14 protein-coding genes are annotated in these 16,061 nt (G+C 72.4%); 5 read left to right on the top strand and 9 right to left on the bottom strand.

What is annotated here, in order from left to right; translation table 11 throughout:
- Positions 1-180: 180 nt before the first annotated feature.
- A complete protein-coding gene (locus tag QOZ89_RS16720; RefSeq protein WP_071051399.1) occupies positions 181-1,068 on the top strand; it encodes a PHP domain-containing protein in 888 nt (295 codons plus the stop codon).
- Between the two features lie 3 nt (positions 1,069-1,071).
- Here the strand turns inward: QOZ89_RS16720 and QOZ89_RS16715 are convergent, their stop codons facing one another.
- The 4 genes from QOZ89_RS16715 to QOZ89_RS16700 all read right to left on the bottom strand — a co-directional run bounded on the left by QOZ89_RS16715 (position 1,072) and on the right by QOZ89_RS16700 (position 4,730).
- Positions 1,072-2,058 (bottom strand): diacylglycerol/lipid kinase family protein, encoded by a 987-nt coding sequence (locus QOZ89_RS16715; protein ID WP_071051395.1) that lies wholly within the window; start codon positions 2,056-2,058, stop codon positions 1,072-1,074.
- 108 nt (positions 2,059-2,166) lie between these two features.
- A complete protein-coding gene (locus QOZ89_RS16710; RefSeq protein WP_071051398.1) occupies positions 2,167-2,841 on the bottom strand; it encodes a DUF6758 family protein in 675 nt (224 codons plus the stop codon).
- Between the two features lie 222 nt (positions 2,842-3,063).
- Positions 3,064-3,570 carry a MaoC family dehydratase gene (locus tag QOZ89_RS16705; protein WP_071051394.1) on the bottom strand — a complete coding sequence of 169 codons (507 nt, stop codon included), beginning with the start codon at positions 3,568-3,570 and terminating at the stop codon, positions 3,064-3,066.
- Between the two features lie 506 nt (positions 3,571-4,076).
- Positions 4,077-4,730 carry a suppressor of fused domain protein gene (locus QOZ89_RS16700; RefSeq protein ID WP_312624174.1) on the bottom strand — a complete coding sequence of 218 codons (654 nt, stop codon included), beginning with the start codon at positions 4,728-4,730 and terminating at the stop codon, positions 4,077-4,079.
- A gap of 541 nt (positions 4,731-5,271) precedes the next feature.
- On the opposite strand from QOZ89_RS16700, the gene QOZ89_RS16695 reads away from it, so the two are divergent.
- Positions 5,272-6,837, top strand: coding sequence for a TerD family protein (locus QOZ89_RS16695; RefSeq protein WP_312624173.1), 1,566 nt, complete (start codon positions 5,272-5,274; stop codon positions 6,835-6,837).
- Between the two features lie 49 nt (positions 6,838-6,886).
- Here QOZ89_RS16695 and QOZ89_RS16690 read toward each other — a convergent pair whose 3' ends face one another.
- From QOZ89_RS16690 to QOZ89_RS16680, 3 genes are all read right to left on the bottom strand, one after another.
- Complete coding sequence (locus tag QOZ89_RS16690; RefSeq protein ID WP_312624172.1) at positions 6,887-8,083, bottom strand: acyl-CoA dehydrogenase family protein; 1,197 nt, start codon at positions 8,081-8,083, stop codon at positions 6,887-6,889.
- Positions 8,084-8,185: 102 nt separating this feature from the next.
- Positions 8,186-9,136 carry an HpcH/HpaI aldolase/citrate lyase family protein gene (locus QOZ89_RS16685; protein ID WP_071049946.1) on the bottom strand — a complete coding sequence of 317 codons (951 nt, stop codon included), beginning with the start codon at positions 9,134-9,136 and terminating at the stop codon, positions 8,186-8,188.
- A gap of 201 nt (positions 9,137-9,337) precedes the next feature.
- Positions 9,338-10,093, bottom strand: coding sequence for an FkbM family methyltransferase (locus QOZ89_RS16680; RefSeq protein ID WP_071049947.1), 756 nt, complete (start codon positions 10,091-10,093; stop codon positions 9,338-9,340).
- A 325-nt stretch (positions 10,094-10,418) separates the two neighbouring features.
- On the opposite strand from QOZ89_RS16680, the gene QOZ89_RS16675 reads away from it, so the two are divergent.
- A complete protein-coding gene (locus QOZ89_RS16675; protein WP_083418957.1) occupies positions 10,419-11,744 on the top strand; it encodes a magnesium transporter MgtE N-terminal domain-containing protein in 1,326 nt (441 codons plus the stop codon).
- Positions 11,745-12,025: 281 nt separating this feature from the next.
- On the opposite strand, the gene QOZ89_RS16670 is transcribed toward QOZ89_RS16675, so the two are convergent.
- Positions 12,026-12,340 (bottom strand): chorismate mutase, encoded by a 315-nt coding sequence (locus QOZ89_RS16670; protein WP_071049949.1) that lies wholly within the window; start codon positions 12,338-12,340, stop codon positions 12,026-12,028.
- A gap of 568 nt (positions 12,341-12,908) precedes the next feature.
- On the opposite strand from QOZ89_RS16670, the gene QOZ89_RS16665 reads away from it, so the two are divergent.
- Positions 12,909-13,784, top strand: a complete 876-nt coding sequence (locus QOZ89_RS16665) for a RecB family exonuclease (RefSeq protein WP_071049950.1) — start codon at positions 12,909-12,911, stop codon at positions 13,782-13,784.
- Positions 13,785-13,970: 186 nt separating this feature from the next.
- Positions 13,971-15,188: an aminotransferase class I/II-fold pyridoxal phosphate-dependent enzyme gene (locus QOZ89_RS16660; protein ID WP_083418922.1), complete on the top strand. Its 1,218-nt coding sequence runs from the start codon at positions 13,971-13,973 to the stop codon at positions 15,186-15,188.
- A gap of 21 nt (positions 15,189-15,209) precedes the next feature.
- On the opposite strand, the gene QOZ89_RS16655 is transcribed toward QOZ89_RS16660, so the two are convergent.
- The gene (locus tag QOZ89_RS16655) at positions 15,210-16,004 is read right to left on the bottom strand and encodes a hypothetical protein (RefSeq protein WP_131804065.1); all 795 of its coding nucleotides are present in this window, start codon (positions 16,002-16,004) and stop codon (positions 15,210-15,212) included.
- Positions 16,005-16,061 lie beyond the last annotated feature (57 nt).

Raw genomic sequence — 16,061 nt, 5'->3', positions numbered from 1 at the left:
GCGCGCCCACCCCCGGCCCTGCACCCGGGGGGCTCCCCCCGCCTGGGGGTGGGTTCCTCCGTGCCCTGGCACGGAGGAACCCACCCGCTGTCGGTTCCTTTCCGGAACATCGCCGGGGACCGGGGCGCTGCGGTGAGGGACAGGACGCGGAACACGTCCGCCGGATCTGGGGAGGTCGCGCTGGCCGGGATTGATCTGCACACCCACTCGACGGCGTCCGACGGGCTGCTCACGCCCACGGCGCTGATGGCCGTGGCGGCAGACGCCGGACTGTCGACGATCGCGCTCACCGACCACGACACCACGGCCGGGATGACGGCGGCGGAGGCCGCCCTGCGGCCCGGCATGACGCTGGTGCCCGGGGCCGAGATCTCGTGCGAGGTGCGAGTCGCCGAGGACCGTGTGATCAGCCTGCACGTGCTCGCCTACCTGTTCGACCCCGCCGAGCCCGAGTTCGCCGCGGCCCGCGCCCTCCTGCGCGACGACCGCGAGACGCGAGCCAGGCGGATGGTCGCCATGCTCGCCGCCGACGGCCACCCGGTGACCTGGGAGCGGGTCGATGAGCTGGCCGGCGGTACGGTCGGCCGGCCGCACATCGCCGCCGCCCTCTTGGAGGCCGGGGTGCTCTCCCATTTCGACGAGGCCTTCACCCCGAGCTGGATCGGCGGCCGCAACAGCCGGTACTGGGTCGGCAAGACCCAGCCAGACGTCGCCGAGGCGCTGCGGCTGATCCACCAGGCCGGCGGGGTGAGCGTGTTCGCCCATCCGTTCGCCGCCGCCAGGGGCCCGGTCGTCGGGCCGGAAGTGATCGAGGAGATGGCCCGGCTGGGTCTCGCCGGCGTCGAGGTCGACCACCCCGACCATCCGCCGGCCGCCCGTGCCCGGCTGCGCGCGCTGGCCGCCGACCTCGGCCTGCTCGTCACCGGCTCGAGCGACTTCCACGGCACCAGGGAAGGGCCGGGCCGCGGCATCGGCGCGAACGGCACCGCCCCGACCGTCCTCGCGGCCCTCGTCGACCGCGCCACCGGCGACATCCCCCGCACCAGCGCGGACATCCCACGGTTCTAACCGTCAGGCGGCGGGCGGGACCAGGAGGCGCAGCGCGCCGGGGCGAACGGCGATCTCGGCGGGCAGGTCGGCGACCGGGTCGCCGTCGGCATAGACCTGGAACGGCCGGTCGGCGTCCAGCGTCAGCCTGCTCGCCCGCCGCACGGTCACATGCTTCGTGTCGACGTGGCGTCCGGAGAAGACACGAGGGAACAGCGCTAGCAAGGTTAGCCGGCTGGTCCGGTGAATGAAGATCACTTCAAGCTGCCCGTCGGCGATGTCCGCGTCGGGGGCCATCCGCATGCCGCCGCCGTAGTACGGGGCATTCGCCGCGCCCACGGTCCAGCCGACGACCTCCCGTGGCTCACCGCCGTCGAGGCTGACGGTGAAGCGGGCCGGCCGCCACGGCAGCAGCGCCCGCAGGGTCGCGAAGGTGTAGACGTTCTGGCCGCGCAGGAACCTCGTCCGGTTCGCGATCACCTGGACATCCGAGTCGAAGCCGACACTCGCGATGCCGATGAACGGCGTGCCGTTCGCCTCCGGCAGGTCGACCCGGCGCTCCACGGCGCCCGCGACGGCCGCGGCGGCGGCCACGGGGTCGCGGGGGATCCCGAGGCCGCGGGCGAAGTCGTTGCCCCGCCCGCCGGGCAGCACGGCGAGCAGGCCCCCGGCCTTCGCGGTGGCCCCCGCGACCCGCCCGACCAGCCCGTCCCCGCCGAGCGCCACCGCTATCCGGCCCGAGCCGGCCGCCGCAGCGGCGAGCTCGTCCGCGTGCGCGATGTCACGGGTCCTCGCCACCTCGACGTCGGACGCCCAGCCGCGCAGCGCCGCCGTGACGTCGTCGAGCACCCGTCCGGCCCGTCCCCCGCCCGCGCTCGGGTTGACGATGACGCAGAGCCGGTCACGCGCGATCGGCACCGCCGCGAACTCTGCCGTAGCGAACTGTGCCGGCGCGGCGTCGCGTTCCGGGGTCGCCGGGGTCGCCGGGGCGTGGTGGGTGGTTTCGGTCATGGCGGCCGGTGCTCTCTCACTTGGGGGCGCGTCCGGGGTGAGCCTTCGGGCCCGCCGGGTGTGCAGAGCCTACGAGCGGACGCGGCGCGGCGGGAACCCCCTGGTGCGTCAGCCGCCGTCGCCGTTGCTCTGGCCCATACTCCCGGGCCCGGGCATCGGCGTGCTGAGCCGGTCGGTCGGCGCGCCGAAGAGCAGGCGGTCGGCGAGCGTCGAACGGTCGCGGAGATCCTCCAGGACCAGGTGCTCCATCAGCAGGAGCGCGGCGTCCGCGGGCCACAGCAGCAGCCACAGCCACACTCCGCCGGCCTCACCGACGAACGCCGCCCGGTCACGTGGGCATGCCACCGGCCACAGCGCGGTCGGGTGCCCCGCCGCCTCGACCTTCGCCTCAGGAAGGGTGTCCAGATGCCGCGGGTCGGGCCCGGGGAGCCCCGCCAGCCGGGCACCGAGACCCGTGCCGGGCGACTCGGCGACCAGCAGCATGTCCGCCGGCCCGCCGACCGGCGACGGGCCGGCCGTCGCCAGCGCCACCGCCCGGGCGCCGGCACGGTCGTCGCCGGCCCAGCCGATCCCGCCGACATACCAGTGGACCGGCATCGGCGACGGCACCCAGGCGGGCACCGTCGCCGTGTCAGCGAGTTGGCGCAGTGCGTGCTCCGGCGTGGCGGTTGCCTGGTGCCAGGGGGAGACGTCGCCGTGCTGTTCGCACCTCCACTGGTCGCTCCACAGGTCGGGCGGCCGTAGCCCACCTAGACATCGGGGACAGGTGGGTACGCTCGTCACCTGGCTCCTCCCGAACTCCTCTGCCACCTCACGGGCGGTCCACTCCAGCACGTCCTGGTGGACGTCTCACCTCGCGGATGACGCCAACCGCCGGATGCGTGTGGAAGCCGGCCGCCGGATATGGATCCGCGGACGAAGTGTGCCCAGCCCCGCGCTGGCAAACCCGAGGCGCGCGGCCATGTGGGGAGAAGCCGGGAGGACCGGCCCTGGAAGGTGCGAAGGTCAGGACTCGACCGGCACCGGGCGGCCGGGCTGCTCGCCGCCCCTGGCCTCGCCGTAGGACCGCTTGGGGACCATCACCTTGCGGCGGTAGATGCAGACCAGGACGCCGTCCTGGTTGTAGCCGCGGGTCTCCACGGTGACGACGCCGCGGTCGTCCTTGCTCTTGGACTCCACCTTGTCGAGCACTGTCGACTCGCCGTAGATGGTGTCGCCGTGGAACACCGGCTTGACATGCCGCAGCGACTCGACCTCGAGGTTGGCGATGGCCTTGCCGGACACGTCCGCCACCGACATACCCAGTAGCAGCGAGTAGACATAGTTGCCGACCACGACGTTGCGCTTGAACTGCGTGGTCTCCTCGGCGTAATGCGCGTCGATGTGCAATGGGTGGTGATTCATGGTGAGCAGGCAGAACAGGTGGTCGTCGTACTCGGTGATCGTCTTTCCCGGCCAGTGCCTGTAGACGGCACCGACCTCGAACTCCTCGTAGTAACGGCCGAACTGCATCGTGCCCTCCCATGACCTGGCGCACGGCGGAATGTCCCGCCCGGCGGGGGATCCTGGCTTCGGCGAAGCGCCGACCGCCTGGTTTCCCACGGAGCGTAGGCGTGGCCACCGGCGTCGCGCAGGCGGTCGCGAGCACGGTCACTACCGCCGGCCCGCGCTCCTTCCCACCGAGCCGGTGATCGGAAGATGGCGCACGTCCGTACCGCCGGCCGTCGGCGCCGCGAATGACGCGGCGGCCGGCCGCGAACCCGCCGAGACCTGCCGAGACCCGCCGGATCGCCTTCCGGACCTACCAGATCACGACCTCCCAGCAGATCTCCCAGATCGGCTTCGCCGATCCGGCAGGGACCCCGGGCTTCGCCGATCCGGCAGGGACCCCGGGCTTCGCCGATCCGGCAGGGACCCCGTCCGCAAGCTCCGCCGATCCTGCAGGAACCCCGGATCCGGCGGGGCCCCGAGGGCCCGAGGACAGATGGGCCCGGGAAAGGCCCGGCCGAAAACCGGCGTCAGATACGAAGGCCCCGTCGGAGGGGATCGCGCAGGTCCATCTCCGCGGCGATCCAGCGCTCCCGCAGCGCCGCCGCGCCGTGGACACGCTTGTAGGCCGATTCGTTCGGCGTCATGGGGAAGACCGGCAGAAACCGCACCGGCGCGGGGATCTCCGTCGGATTGGCGAAGCTGGGGGCTCCTGTCGGGTCGTCGACCGGGCAAGTCTGCCCAGGGGTTGGCGACCCGGCCGCGTCGGCGAGCCGCAGATCCGGCACCAGGCCGCCCGGCTCGCCGACCAGCACACCGTGGAATGGAGCCTCGTCCCACAGCGGCTCACCAAGGTCCAAGCCTGCGCCCGCGACCACCGGGACGCCCTCGATCGAGGGAATCGCGGCGAGCAGGGCCAGCTGGCGCGCGACGCTGTCACGCGGGACCCGAAGCGAGAGCACGAGCTCGGCTCGCGGGCCGGCGGGATCACGGACCGCCGCGCCGGGGTCACTCATCGGCTCCGCCGACATGCCCACCGTCGCATACCGGAAGAAGCCGTCGGGGCGCGGGCCAAACCGCAGCACGTCGATCGGCTCGGCGCCCAGAAAGGTGACCCCCGCACGGCCGCCGACCGGGCCAAACGCCGCCACGAGGTGCCGCTCGACCGCGGCGCGCACATCCACGGCCCCCGATCGTAGGGCGGTCCCGCGGCCGGACGCTCCGCGCCCCAGACCTCCCAGATCGCTTCGCGATCCGGCAGGGACCCCGGCCGGGCGCCGCCCTCGGGCGCTGAGCGCCCTCGCGGCCTGGCTCCGGGCACAGGCATGTATCTGTGGGCGGTCTGAATCTGGGTCAGTGACATGGCTGGGCTGGCGCTGCGCTGATGCGCTGTCACTAGGCGGGGTTGGGTTGAGCCGAAACGGTGACCGGGGCGTCGCTGGGGTGCGTGGCGTGGGCTGGGGTGCGGGCCGGGGCGGGTCCGTGGGGAGACTTGTGCAGGGGCGAGCGGTGGGGAGAACGCCGTGGGGCCGCGGGCGCGGGCGCCGTGATGTACTCGGGATCGTTCCCGGTGCGTATGCCCGCCGGCTCCGAGGAGAGTTTCTCGGCGGCGGGGATGTCCCGGAACCGGCGTTATCTGGAACGATCGAGGCGTCCGGCCGCGTTGGCCCGGGAGATGCTGGGCGAAGCTAGCTCGGCGAAGCAAGTCGGAGTACGGGAGGAACCATGGCTGGTGTGCTGAGCAAGGGGGCGAACGCACCGCTGCCGACGCCGGACGTGCGGGTGGAGGTTTCCTCGTCGACGCCGCTCGACATCGCGGCGCTGTTGCTGACGCCGGCGGGCAAGGTCCGTTCGGACGCCGACTTCGTCTTCTACAACCAGCCCAACGGCCCGGGCGTACGGCTGACGCCGCCCTCGTCGCTGGAGTTCTCGCTGACGGCTGTCCCGCCGGACATCGACAAGGTGGCCGTCACCGGAAGCCTCGACGGTTCGGGGCCCGCGACGTTCGCGGCTGTCCGCGGGCTGACCGTCACCGTGCGGGACAGCCGGGGCGGCGCGGAGATCACCCGGTTCGCGCCGGAAGGCCTGGGCACCGAGACCGCGCTGATCATGATCGAGCTGTATCGGCGGGCCGGTGCCTGGAAGGTGCGAGCGGTCGGCCAGGGCTATGCCGCCGGCCTTGCCGGCATCGCCACCGACTTCGGCATCGCCGTCGACGACCCCGGCCCGGCGGCCGCCCAGCCGGCCCCCGCCTCGCGACCGGCGTCGTTCGACCGGCGGCCCGCGGGGGCGGGGCCGAACGCGGCCGGGCCGGCCGGTGGATGGCCGGCGCAGAACGAGGAGATGTTCGAGGCCCCGACCCAGCTGGTGCGCCCGGAGGCGGCCGCCGCGCCCGCCCCCCAGCCGCCGCAGGCCCCGCCGAGGCCGGGGGCAACGCCACCGCCCGGGCAGCCCTGGGGCGCACCACCCCCCGGCGGTCAGCCGGGATATGGGCAGCCCCCGCCTTCCGGGCCTCAGCCGTGGGGCTCGCCGCCTCCATCGGGCCAGCCCCAGCAGTGGGGGCCGCCACCTGGCGGATGGGCGCCGCCGGCCGGGCCGCCCGGAGCCCCCCAGCAGTGGGGCGCGCCGCAGGGGCCGCCGCCCGGTGGCCCGCCGGCTGGCCAGCAGTGGGGTCCGCCGCCCGGTCCGGCCGCGGCGGCGGGCGCCGCCGGCGCGGTCAACCTTGACAAGGGCCGGGTGTCGCTGCGCAAGGGCGAGGCCGTCTCGCTGGTCAAGACCGGCGCGCCGCCCCTGACCCGGGTCCGCATGGCGCTTGGCTGGGACCCGGCGATGCAGGGCCGGTCGATCGACCTCGACGCGTCCTGCATTCTTTACGACGCCCGAGGCAAGGACGTCGACAAGGTCTGGTTCATGTCGAAGAAGGGCGCGAAGGGCGCGGTACGCCATTCTGGTGACAACCTGACCGGTCAGGGCGAGGGCGACGACGAGGTCATCCTTGTCGATCTCGGCGCGTTGCCGCCGGCGGTGACGGCGCTGGTGTTCACGGTGAACAGCTTCCAGGGCCAGCCGTTCACCGAGGTGCGGCGGGCGTACTGCCGTCTGATCGACGATCTGACCAACCAGGAGCTCGTCCGGTTCGACCTTTCCGAGTCGAAGCCGGCCACCGGCCTGGTGATGTGCAAGGTGCAGCGCGTCCCGAACACGCCGGTGTGGGCGATGACCGCGATCGGCGAGTTCCACGAGGGCAAGACCGTCCGTGCCATGGTCGAACCGGCCAGGCGCTACCTCTGACACCTGGCGGTGCCTCGGGGCTTCCGTCCCGGGGCACCGCCTGGCTCTGCTAGGCCAGTTTGTATTCCTTGAGCAGGGCGCGGCTGATGATGCGTTTCTGGACCTCGGACGTGCCCTCGCCGATCAGCATGAACGGTGCCTCGCGGAACAGCCGCTCGATCTCGTACTCCTTCGAGTAGCCGTAGCCGCCGTGGATACGGAACGCGTCGGTGGTGACCTCGTGGCAGTACTCGCTGGCGAGGTACTTGGCCATGCCGGCCTCGACGTCGTTGCGCTCGCCGCGGTCCTTCTTGCGCGCGGCGCTGACCATCATCAGGTGACCAGCCTCGACCTTGGTCGCCATCTCGGCGAGCTTGAACGCGATCGCCTGGTGGTCGGCGATCTGGTGGCCGAAGGTCCTGCGCTGCTGGGCGTAGGCGATCGCCAGCTCAAAGGCACGGATCATGATGCCGCAGGCGCGGGCGGCGACGTTGACCCGGCCGACCTCGACGCCGTCCATCATCTGGTAGAAGCCCCTGCCGGCGGCCTCGGGCCCACCCAGGACCGACGTCGCGGGGACCCGGTGGTTGTCGAGCACCATCTCGGTGGTCTCGACGCCCTTGTAGCCCATCTTCTCGAGCTTGCCGGGAATGGTGATCCCGCCGGTGGTGCCGAATCCCGGCTCCTTCTCCAGCAGGAACGTCGTCATGTTCCGGTAGACCGAGGACGCGCCTTCGTCGGTCTTGACGAGGGTGGCCACGATCCCGGCGCGGGCGCCGTTGGTCAGCCACATCTTCTGGCCGTTGAGGACGTACCCGTCGCCGTCGCGGTCGGCCCGGGTGGTGATCGCGGAGACGTCCGAGCCGCAGCCCGGCTCGCTCATCGAGAAGGCGCCGCGGATCTCGCCGGTCGCCATCCTCGGCAACAGCCGCTGCTTCTGCTGTTCGGTGCCGTGCTGGATCAGGAGGTAGGCGAGGATGAAGTGGGTGTTGATGACGCCCGAGACGCTCATCCAGCCGCGGGCGACCTCCTCGACGACCAGCGCGTAGGTGAGCAGCGACTCGCCGAGCCCGCCGTACTGTTCCGGGATCGTGATCCCGAACAGGCCCATCTCCTTCATCTGCTCGATGATCTCGTGCGGGTACTCGTCCTTGTGCTCGAGCTCGGTCGCGTGCGGCAGAATCTCCTTGTCCACAAAGGTGCGCACCGCCGACAGAATGTCGGCCTGGACGTCGGTCAGACCGTCGGTCTGCGCGATCCTGCCCATTCCCAATCCTTTCTGGGCGTCACGAGTCCTGGTCAGCGCCCGGCCGGGGCGGCCGGGCTGGGCGCGTCTGGCCCGGCCGCCGCCGGCCGGCCCGGGACGGGCTCAGCTGGTCGGCGGCTCGAACTTCCTGGTCCGCTGCATCCCGGCGGCGCGGCCCTTGCCGGCGATGACCTGGGCCATCTTCGCGCTCGCCTCGTCGATCATCTCGTCGCCGAGCATGACCGCGCCGCGCAGGCCGCCCGCCTCGGAGGTGTGCCAGGCATACGCGTCGAGGATGAGCTCGGCGTGGTCGTAGTCCTCCTGACGCGGCGAGTAGACCTCGTTCGCGGCGTCGATCTGGCCCGGGTGCAGCACCCACTTGCCGTCATACCCGAGCGCGGCGGACTTCCTCGCGACCGAGCGGAACGCATCCACGTCGCGGATCTGCAGGAACGGGCCGTCGATCGCCTGCACACCGCGGGCGCGGGCCGCCTCCACAATCTTGAACAGGACGTAGTGGAACGGGTCACCCGGATAGTCGGGGTTGAGTGCCCCGACGACGAGCGACGGCATGTTCATCGACGCCATGAAGTCGGCCGGGCCGAAGATGATGGTCTCGATACGGGGGCTCGCGAACGCGATCTCCTTGACGTTCGACAGGCCGAGCGCGTTCTCGATCTGCGCCTCGATGCCGATCCGGCCGACCTCAAGGCCCATGACCTGCTCGATCTGGGTCAACAACAGGTCGAGCCACTCCACCTGGGCGGCGGTCTGCACCTTCGGCAACATGATGCAGTCAAGGTTGCGCCCGGCGCCCTCGACGACCGTGATGACGTCGCGGTACGTCCACTTCGTCGTCAGGTCGTTGACCCGTACCACCCGGGTCTTACCGGCCCAGTCGCCCTCGTTCAGCGCGGCGACGACATTGCCACGCGCCGACTCCTTCGCACCCGGGGCGACGGAGTCCTCCAGATCGCAGAAGATCTGGTCCGCGGGCAGGCCCTGCGCCTTCCCCAGCATCTTGACGGAAGACCCAGGAACCGCGAGGCAGGAGCGGCGTGGACGTAGCGACATGATCGAGATAGTAGCCGCAGCCCGTTGCCGGCGCCCGAGAACGGAGCCGTTTTCGATCATGCTCCGGTGTGGGTTCCCTCACCAGCCCGGCGGCCGTGGCTCCATCGGGCGCGTGATGGCGCGGCTCCCGCCGTGCCACCCGTCCTGGCGCGGGATAAAACGTTCAGGACGAGGGAATGGCGTTGTCCACTTCCCGCCCGGTCAGCCGAGGCCGTCCGAGCACTCGTCGCGTACCGCCACGCAGTCGAACTCCAGCATCCGCAGCTGCGGGTCGTGCGAGACGGGAAACATGCCGGACAGCGAATATCCGTACGAGGCGATCTGGGGCCATGCGCGGTCAAAGGTCGGGTTGTCCTCGTACAACGGCTGAATAGCCATCTCCGACTGCAGTGCCACCACCTTCGGGAGCACTTCCTCCGCGCCGCGCAGTACTTCGAGGTCGAAGCCCTGCGTGTCCATCTTCAGGTAGACGCGCGGTTCGCCGATCCCTCTCGTGACGTTGTCGAACACGTCCGCCAGCCGGTGGACAGCCACCTCCTCGGTCGACGTCACCCTTGACTCGTCAGCAAAGAGCTCGGCCGCGAGCCTGCCGGGCGTACGGAACGAGCTGAAATGAGTGAAGTTGGTGACATTGATGCTGGCGCGGCCCTCGGTGGCGCCCAGCGCATAGGGCTCGACGACCCAGCCGGGGTCGCGGCTCGCGCTGGCGCGCAGGTGCCGGATGTTGTCCCGCACCGGCTCGAACGAGACGATTCGGCCTCGATAGCCCGTCCCGCGCAGCCAGCGGCCGAACTCGCCTTGGCGGGCTCCCACGTCGAACACGCAGTTGATCCCGTAGAGAGCAAGCAGTTCGTGCAGGTGGGAGGCGAGCATGTTGCCATCCGGCGCGGTCCGGACGATCTCGAATCCGGTCAGGCGAACAGTGTTGCGTAGTCGGTAGGCAAGGGGGCTGGCCATTTTGTCCGTCCTTCGTGCTTGCGGCACCGGGCCCGGCCGTGGCGTTCGCGGTCGCCGGGCGGCGGTGGCTGACGGGTTGCCTGTTTCGACACATTAGCGTGGTTCCGAATCGAGACACAACGGCTCCTGTGTGGTATTTTAATACGCCGCCTGCCTTGTCTTCATGACCTGGCCGCCTTCTGGAACGCGGCCACGGCGGCACTCGCGCCCATCCAGTTCGCGCGGGTGCCTGTCCTCCCGCGGGGGACCCAGGGCCGCCTGACCAGACCGGCCGGGGGTAGCCTCGCGCGGTGAGCACGCGTTGTTCCGCCGCGTCGTGGCTGCCGTGACGGGCCCGGGTGCGTCGCGTCCGCCGGCGCCGGTACGGGTGTACTGCCGACGGCTGGCCGGGCTGCTGGTGCTGGACCCGAACGGTGACCAGGTCGGCCGGGTCCGCGACGTCGTGGTGACGCTGCGTCTCGGGCATGCCCCGCCCCGGGTCCTCGGGCTCGCCGTCGAGGTCCAGCATCGGCCGATCTTCGTGCCCATCAACCGGGTCACCGGGGTCGAGTCGGGCGCCGTCATCCTCTCGTCGGCCCGGCTGAGCTGGCGCCGGTTCGCGCAACGCGCCGGCGAGACCCGCGTCCTCGGCGAGCTGCTCGACCGCAGGGTCGCGGAGGTGGCCACCGGCCGGGAGGTGACGGTCCTCGACGCGGCGATCGCGCCCGTCCGCGGCGGCGAGTGGATCCTGGACCAGGTCGCCGTGCGGGTGGGGCGAGGCCGGCGCGGCGAGGTGCACACGGTCGCCTGGGACGAGGTCGGCGGGCTGTCCCTGCCCGAGGACGGCCAGGGCGCGGCGAACCTCCTCGCCGCGTTCGAGAAGCTGCGCCCGGCCGACCTGGCCTCGCTGCTGCACGACCTGTCCCGCAAGCGGCGCGCGGAGGTCGCGGCGGCGCTGGACGACGAGCGGCTCGCCGATGTACTGGAGGAGCTCCCCGAGGACGAGCAGGTGGAGCTGCTGGGCGGGCTCGCCGACGACCGGGCGGCCGACGTGCTGGAGGCGATGGGCCCGGACGATGCCGCCGACCTGCTCGGGGAGCTGCCGGAGGAGGACGCCGAGCGCCTGCTCCAGCTGATGGAGCCGGAGGAGGCCGCGCCCGTCCGCCAGCTCCTGCGCTACGCCGACGACACCGCCGGCGGCATGATGACCAGTGAACCTGTCATCCTCGCGCCGAGCGCGACCGTCGCCGAGGCGCTCGCCCGGGTGCGCGCCCCAGAGCTGTCACCAGCGCTCGCGGCTCAGGTCTACGTCGTGCGCCCGCCTTACGAGACGCCGACCGGGCGCTACCTGGGCCTGGCGCACTTCCAGCGGCTGCTGCGCGAGCCGCCGTCGACGCTGGTCGGCGCGGTGATCGACGTCGACACCCGGCCGCTGCGGCCGGACACCCCCCTCGCCGAGGTCACCCGCCACCTGGCCTCGTACAACCTGGTCGCCGCGCCGGTGCTCGACGATGCCGGCCGGCTGGTGGGCGTGGTGACGGTCGACGACGTCCTCGACCACATCCTCCCGCCCGACTGGCGTGAGCGGCAGCTCACGGACGACGTCGCGGAGTACGGCGCGCTCCACCACGAGCCGGACGGCGGCGAGCCGGACGGCGGCAGGGGGCCGTAGCCGGCTGGGGCGGGCCACGACGAGCCTGGCCCCGGCGAGAGGCGGCCGGCCCGGGCCTCCCGGAGCAACTCCCGGACCTCCCCGATCGCTGACCTCCCAGATCACGACCTCCCAGATCACGACCTCCCAGATCGGCTTCGCCGATCCGGCAGGGACCCCGTCCGCCGATCCGGCAGGGACCCTGTCGCCGGTCGGGCAGGGACCCCGGATCCGGTGGGCCCCGGACCTTCCGGGCCCGCCGGATCGGCGACGTCAATCCGGGAAGGACCCCGGGGAACCGCTCAGGTAAGGGAGCCGCGGCAGAGAGTCAGGACGGCGAGCGCGATCTCGACGCCGCGTGGGCCCAGCTCGTCGGCCCACGCCGCGATGATCTCGTTCTCGCGGCCGTGCTGGACGCGCGGGCCGCCGTCGGCGCTGCGCAGCGCCTGAATCTGCCGGGAGATGTCCCGGCGGACGGCGACCAGGTCACGGAGCTGGACGTCGAGGTCGTCGATCAGACGACGGCCCTCGTCGATCGTGGTGATGGTCGGCGCCGTCGGCGCGGCCGAGCCGGCGGCCAGAGTGCCATCCAGGCTGGCGTCCACGGTGTTGCTCACGGGGAACCCTTCGGGTCTGGGCTCGGCACGGCCCAGGCACGAGAACGGCCCGGGGCGTCCGGGCCATCGGTCTGTCTTCTGCGCAGGTCAGCGGCACAGCGGGAACCGGGCCCGGCCCCCATAAAACTGGCGTCGCGTCTCGTGTACGGGCTCGTGCCCGGCCGCGAGTGCGCTGCGCTCCATGCGGAGCAGCATGCCAGGCTGTGGCCGTTACGTCCAGTTGCCCAGCGCACCGGCTCCGGGCGCCGTGCGCACTCTGGGCACCTGCCAACGCTGGTGTCGCTGGTTCGCGGGGACTCGGTCGGCTCCCGCTGTGAGCCGCCCCACCGCCCGTCCCGTCCTGTTCCGGCTCGGCGCCCGCGCCAGAACTGTCGGTGTCCGGTGCGATGATCCTCTCGACTCGTGACCCCTGACGTGACCTCCAGCCGCGCGAGGCTTCGCCATCGTCGCGGCGGGGTTCCCGGATCCTCCACGGATCCGGGGTCCCTGCCCGATCGGCGAAGCCTATCGGGGAGGTCCGGGAGCCCGTGGGGCGCTTCGGCCTCTGACCCGGTGAGAGGAAGACATCGTGGCGCAGCTGTTGCTCGACGGGATGCCCCGCAGGTTGTTCAGCTGCACCCCGACGAGGCTCGCCTCCTTCGAGGACTGCCCGCGCCGCTACCGGATGACCTACGTCGACCGGCCGGTCCCGCCCAAGGGGCCGCCCTGGGCGCACACCTCGCTGGGCGTGAGCGTGCACAACGCGCTGCACCGCTGGTGGGACGAGCCGGAGCCCCGCCGGACGCCCGCGCGGGCCGCCGAGCTGCTGCGCGCCGGCTGGATCCGGGACGGCTGGCGCGACGACGAGCAGTCGGCGGCCGCCCGGGAGCGGGCCGCCGCGATGTGCGAGCGGTACGCCGCCGGGCTGGACCCGGCGGTGCCGCCGCGCGCGGTGGAGCGCCAGGTCGCCACCCGTACCGAGATCCTGGCGCTGCACGGGCGAGTGGACCGCCTGGACGAGCGGGACGGCGAGCTGGTCGTCGTCGACTACAAGACGGGTCGGCGCCCGCCGGAGGAGGGCGAGGCCCGGACGTCGCCCGCGCTCGCGCTGTACGCCTTCGCGGCCGAGCGGATGCTGCGGCAGCGCTGCCGCTGGGTTGAGCTGCACCACCTGCCGACGGGCCGGGTCGTCGTGGCGGAGCACACCGACGAAAGCCTCGCCCGGCACATCCGGCGGGCCGAGTCCGTCGCCGTCGACGCGGCCGCCGCCACCGAGAAGCTCGCCGCCGGCCAGCCGGCCGATGTGGCGTTCCCGCCGCGCCCCGGCCCGCTGTGCTCCTGGTGCGACTTCCGCCGCCACTGCCCCGAGGGCCAGGCCGCCGGTCCCGAGCTCACCCCGTGGGCGGGCGCGGAGCAGTTCGCCGAGGCCGGCGGCGAGAACACCGGCGGGCAGGCGCTGGACTGACCGTCGACCCGTCGACCCATCGACCCATCGGCGCGATCGGGTCGGCCCTGCTCGCGGTTCGACGAGACCTCTCCCGGCCTCGGCGTGAGGTTTTTCGCGGGTCGAACCCCGTGGTGAGCCCGGTCGACGCGGTGCACGGACCGCCCATGAGCACCAGCTCGGTGGGGATAGAGGCATCATGGGCCGGTGGCCTCGAAGATTGCGTACTCGCAGCCGGCTCCGGCGGCCGGTGCCGCCCGGCTGTCGGCGAAGGCGGCGACGTTCACCGAGTCCGTCATCCGGGAGATGACCCGGCTGGCGGTCGCGCACGGCGCCGTCAACCTGGCCCAGGGCTTCCCGGACTTCTCCTGCCCAGCCGAGCTGAAGGACGCGGCGAAGTCGGCCATCGACGCCGACGACAACCAGTACGCCATCACCTGGGGCGCGCCGGCCTTCCGCGCGTCGATCGCGGCCAAGGTGGCCCGCGCCTACCCTGGCTGGAACATCGACCCGGACACGCAGATCTGCGTCACCTGCGGGGCCACCGAGGCGATGATCGCGACGATGCTCGGGCTCGTCGACCCGGGTGACGAGGTCATCCTGTTCGAGCCGTTCTACGAGAACTACGGCCCGGACGCGGTGCTGTCCGGCGCCGTGCCGCGGCTGGTGAAGCTGCGCGCGCCGGACTGGAGCTTCGACGAGGCGGAGCTGCGCGCCGCCTTCTCCGACCGGACCAGGGCCATCGTCGTCAACACCCCGCACAACCCGACCGGCAAGATGTTCAGCCGGGCCGAGCTGGACGTCATCGCCGAGCTCTGCCAGCGCCACGACGTCCTGGTCATCACCGACGAGATCTACGAGCACATCCACTACCTCGGCCCCGGCGGGCACATACCGCCGGCGACCGTGCCCGGCCTCGCCGACCGCACGGTGACGGTCAACGCCTTGTCCAAGACCTACGCGGTCACCGGCTGGCGAGTCGGCTGGACGATCGCCCCGGCGGCGCTCACCGCCGGCATCCGCAAGGTGCACGACTTCCTCACGGTGGGCGCCGCCGCCCCGCTCCAGGCCGCCGGCGTCGCGGCGATGGGCCTGCCCGCGAGCTACTACACCGACCTCGCGGCCGCCTACCGGGCCCGTCGCGACCTGCTGTGCGACGCGCTCACCGAGGCGGGCTTCGGGGTCAGCCAGCCGTCGGGCGCCTACTACGTGATGTGCGACACCAGCGCCGTCGACCCGGCCGGTGACGATGTCGCCTTCGCCCGGCGGCTGGTGAGCGAGATCGGCGTCGCCGCCGTCCCCGGCTCGTCGTTCTTCGCCGACCAGGCCGACGGCCGCCACATCATCCGGTTCGCGTTCCCGAAGCGGGAGGAGACCCTGCGCGAGGCCGCCAGCCGCCTACGGCGGGTGCGTGACGGGCGCTGAGCCTGACGTCCCGGATCGCCGTCACCAGGGGCTTGCCTGACCGCGTGCCGGGGACGCGGCCGCGGTGGAGGCGGGGAGCGGGAGCGGGTATCCGGCGGCGGCGGCGCGGGCCCGGCCGGCGCGCAGCTCGCGTTCCAGGGCGCGCAGGTAGCCGCCGATGCCCCGCCGGCGAAGGCCGACGCGACGCAGCCCAGGGTGATCAAGCATCGCCAGGTAGGCCGGCAGCAGGTAGCGCCCACGCAGATGTTCGCCGACCCAGCTCGCCTGTGCCCAGGCGAGCTGTTGGCCAAGGCTCGACGGCGGCATTTCGTCGTCTTGGCCCGTGTGCCGAGTGGACGCGTCGCCTGGCTCCGTGAGCGCCGCGCCAGCGCCCTCGAGGCTGCCAACCAGGTAGACGCCGTCGGCTCGTGGATGGAAGACGCCGCCGTACCAGGGAGCGTCGACACCGATCACCCCGGCGACGGCGGCGACCGTCGTCACGGTCACCACGATGGCATCCCAGCTGCCCAGCGGCCGGCCATCAATGCTGATCTCGAAGCCGCGCCCCGGGTCGTCCTCCGTGCCGACGCGGCTGACGACGGGCAGGAGATCGGCGGTGGCCTCGTCCACGGGAGTCCGCGGCGCCGACTCACCGAGGTCGTCATCCCGGCCTCCGACGCGGCGGCTGGCGAGCGCGCGCTCGGCGAGCAGCACTCCGGCGGCCGGCGTGGGCGACCCGACGTAGACGGCGTCGATTCCGCCGTCGATGAGGGCGGTCAGCGCGACCGCGCCGGTCAGGTCGGCGCCGAGCACAGCAACGCGGGGGAGCTGAGGCACGGTGCAGGACTGTAGGCGGTCGCGCCGCCGATCGCCGCGCCGGGCGGCCCCGCGCGT

The organism is Pseudofrankia coriaricola (assembly GCF_032027725.1).
GTDB lineage: Bacteria > Actinomycetota > Actinomycetes > Frankiales > Frankiaceae > Pseudofrankia.
The sequence above is the reverse complement of the archived record's forward strand: the minus strand, read 5'-3'. Positions and strand labels throughout refer to the sequence as shown.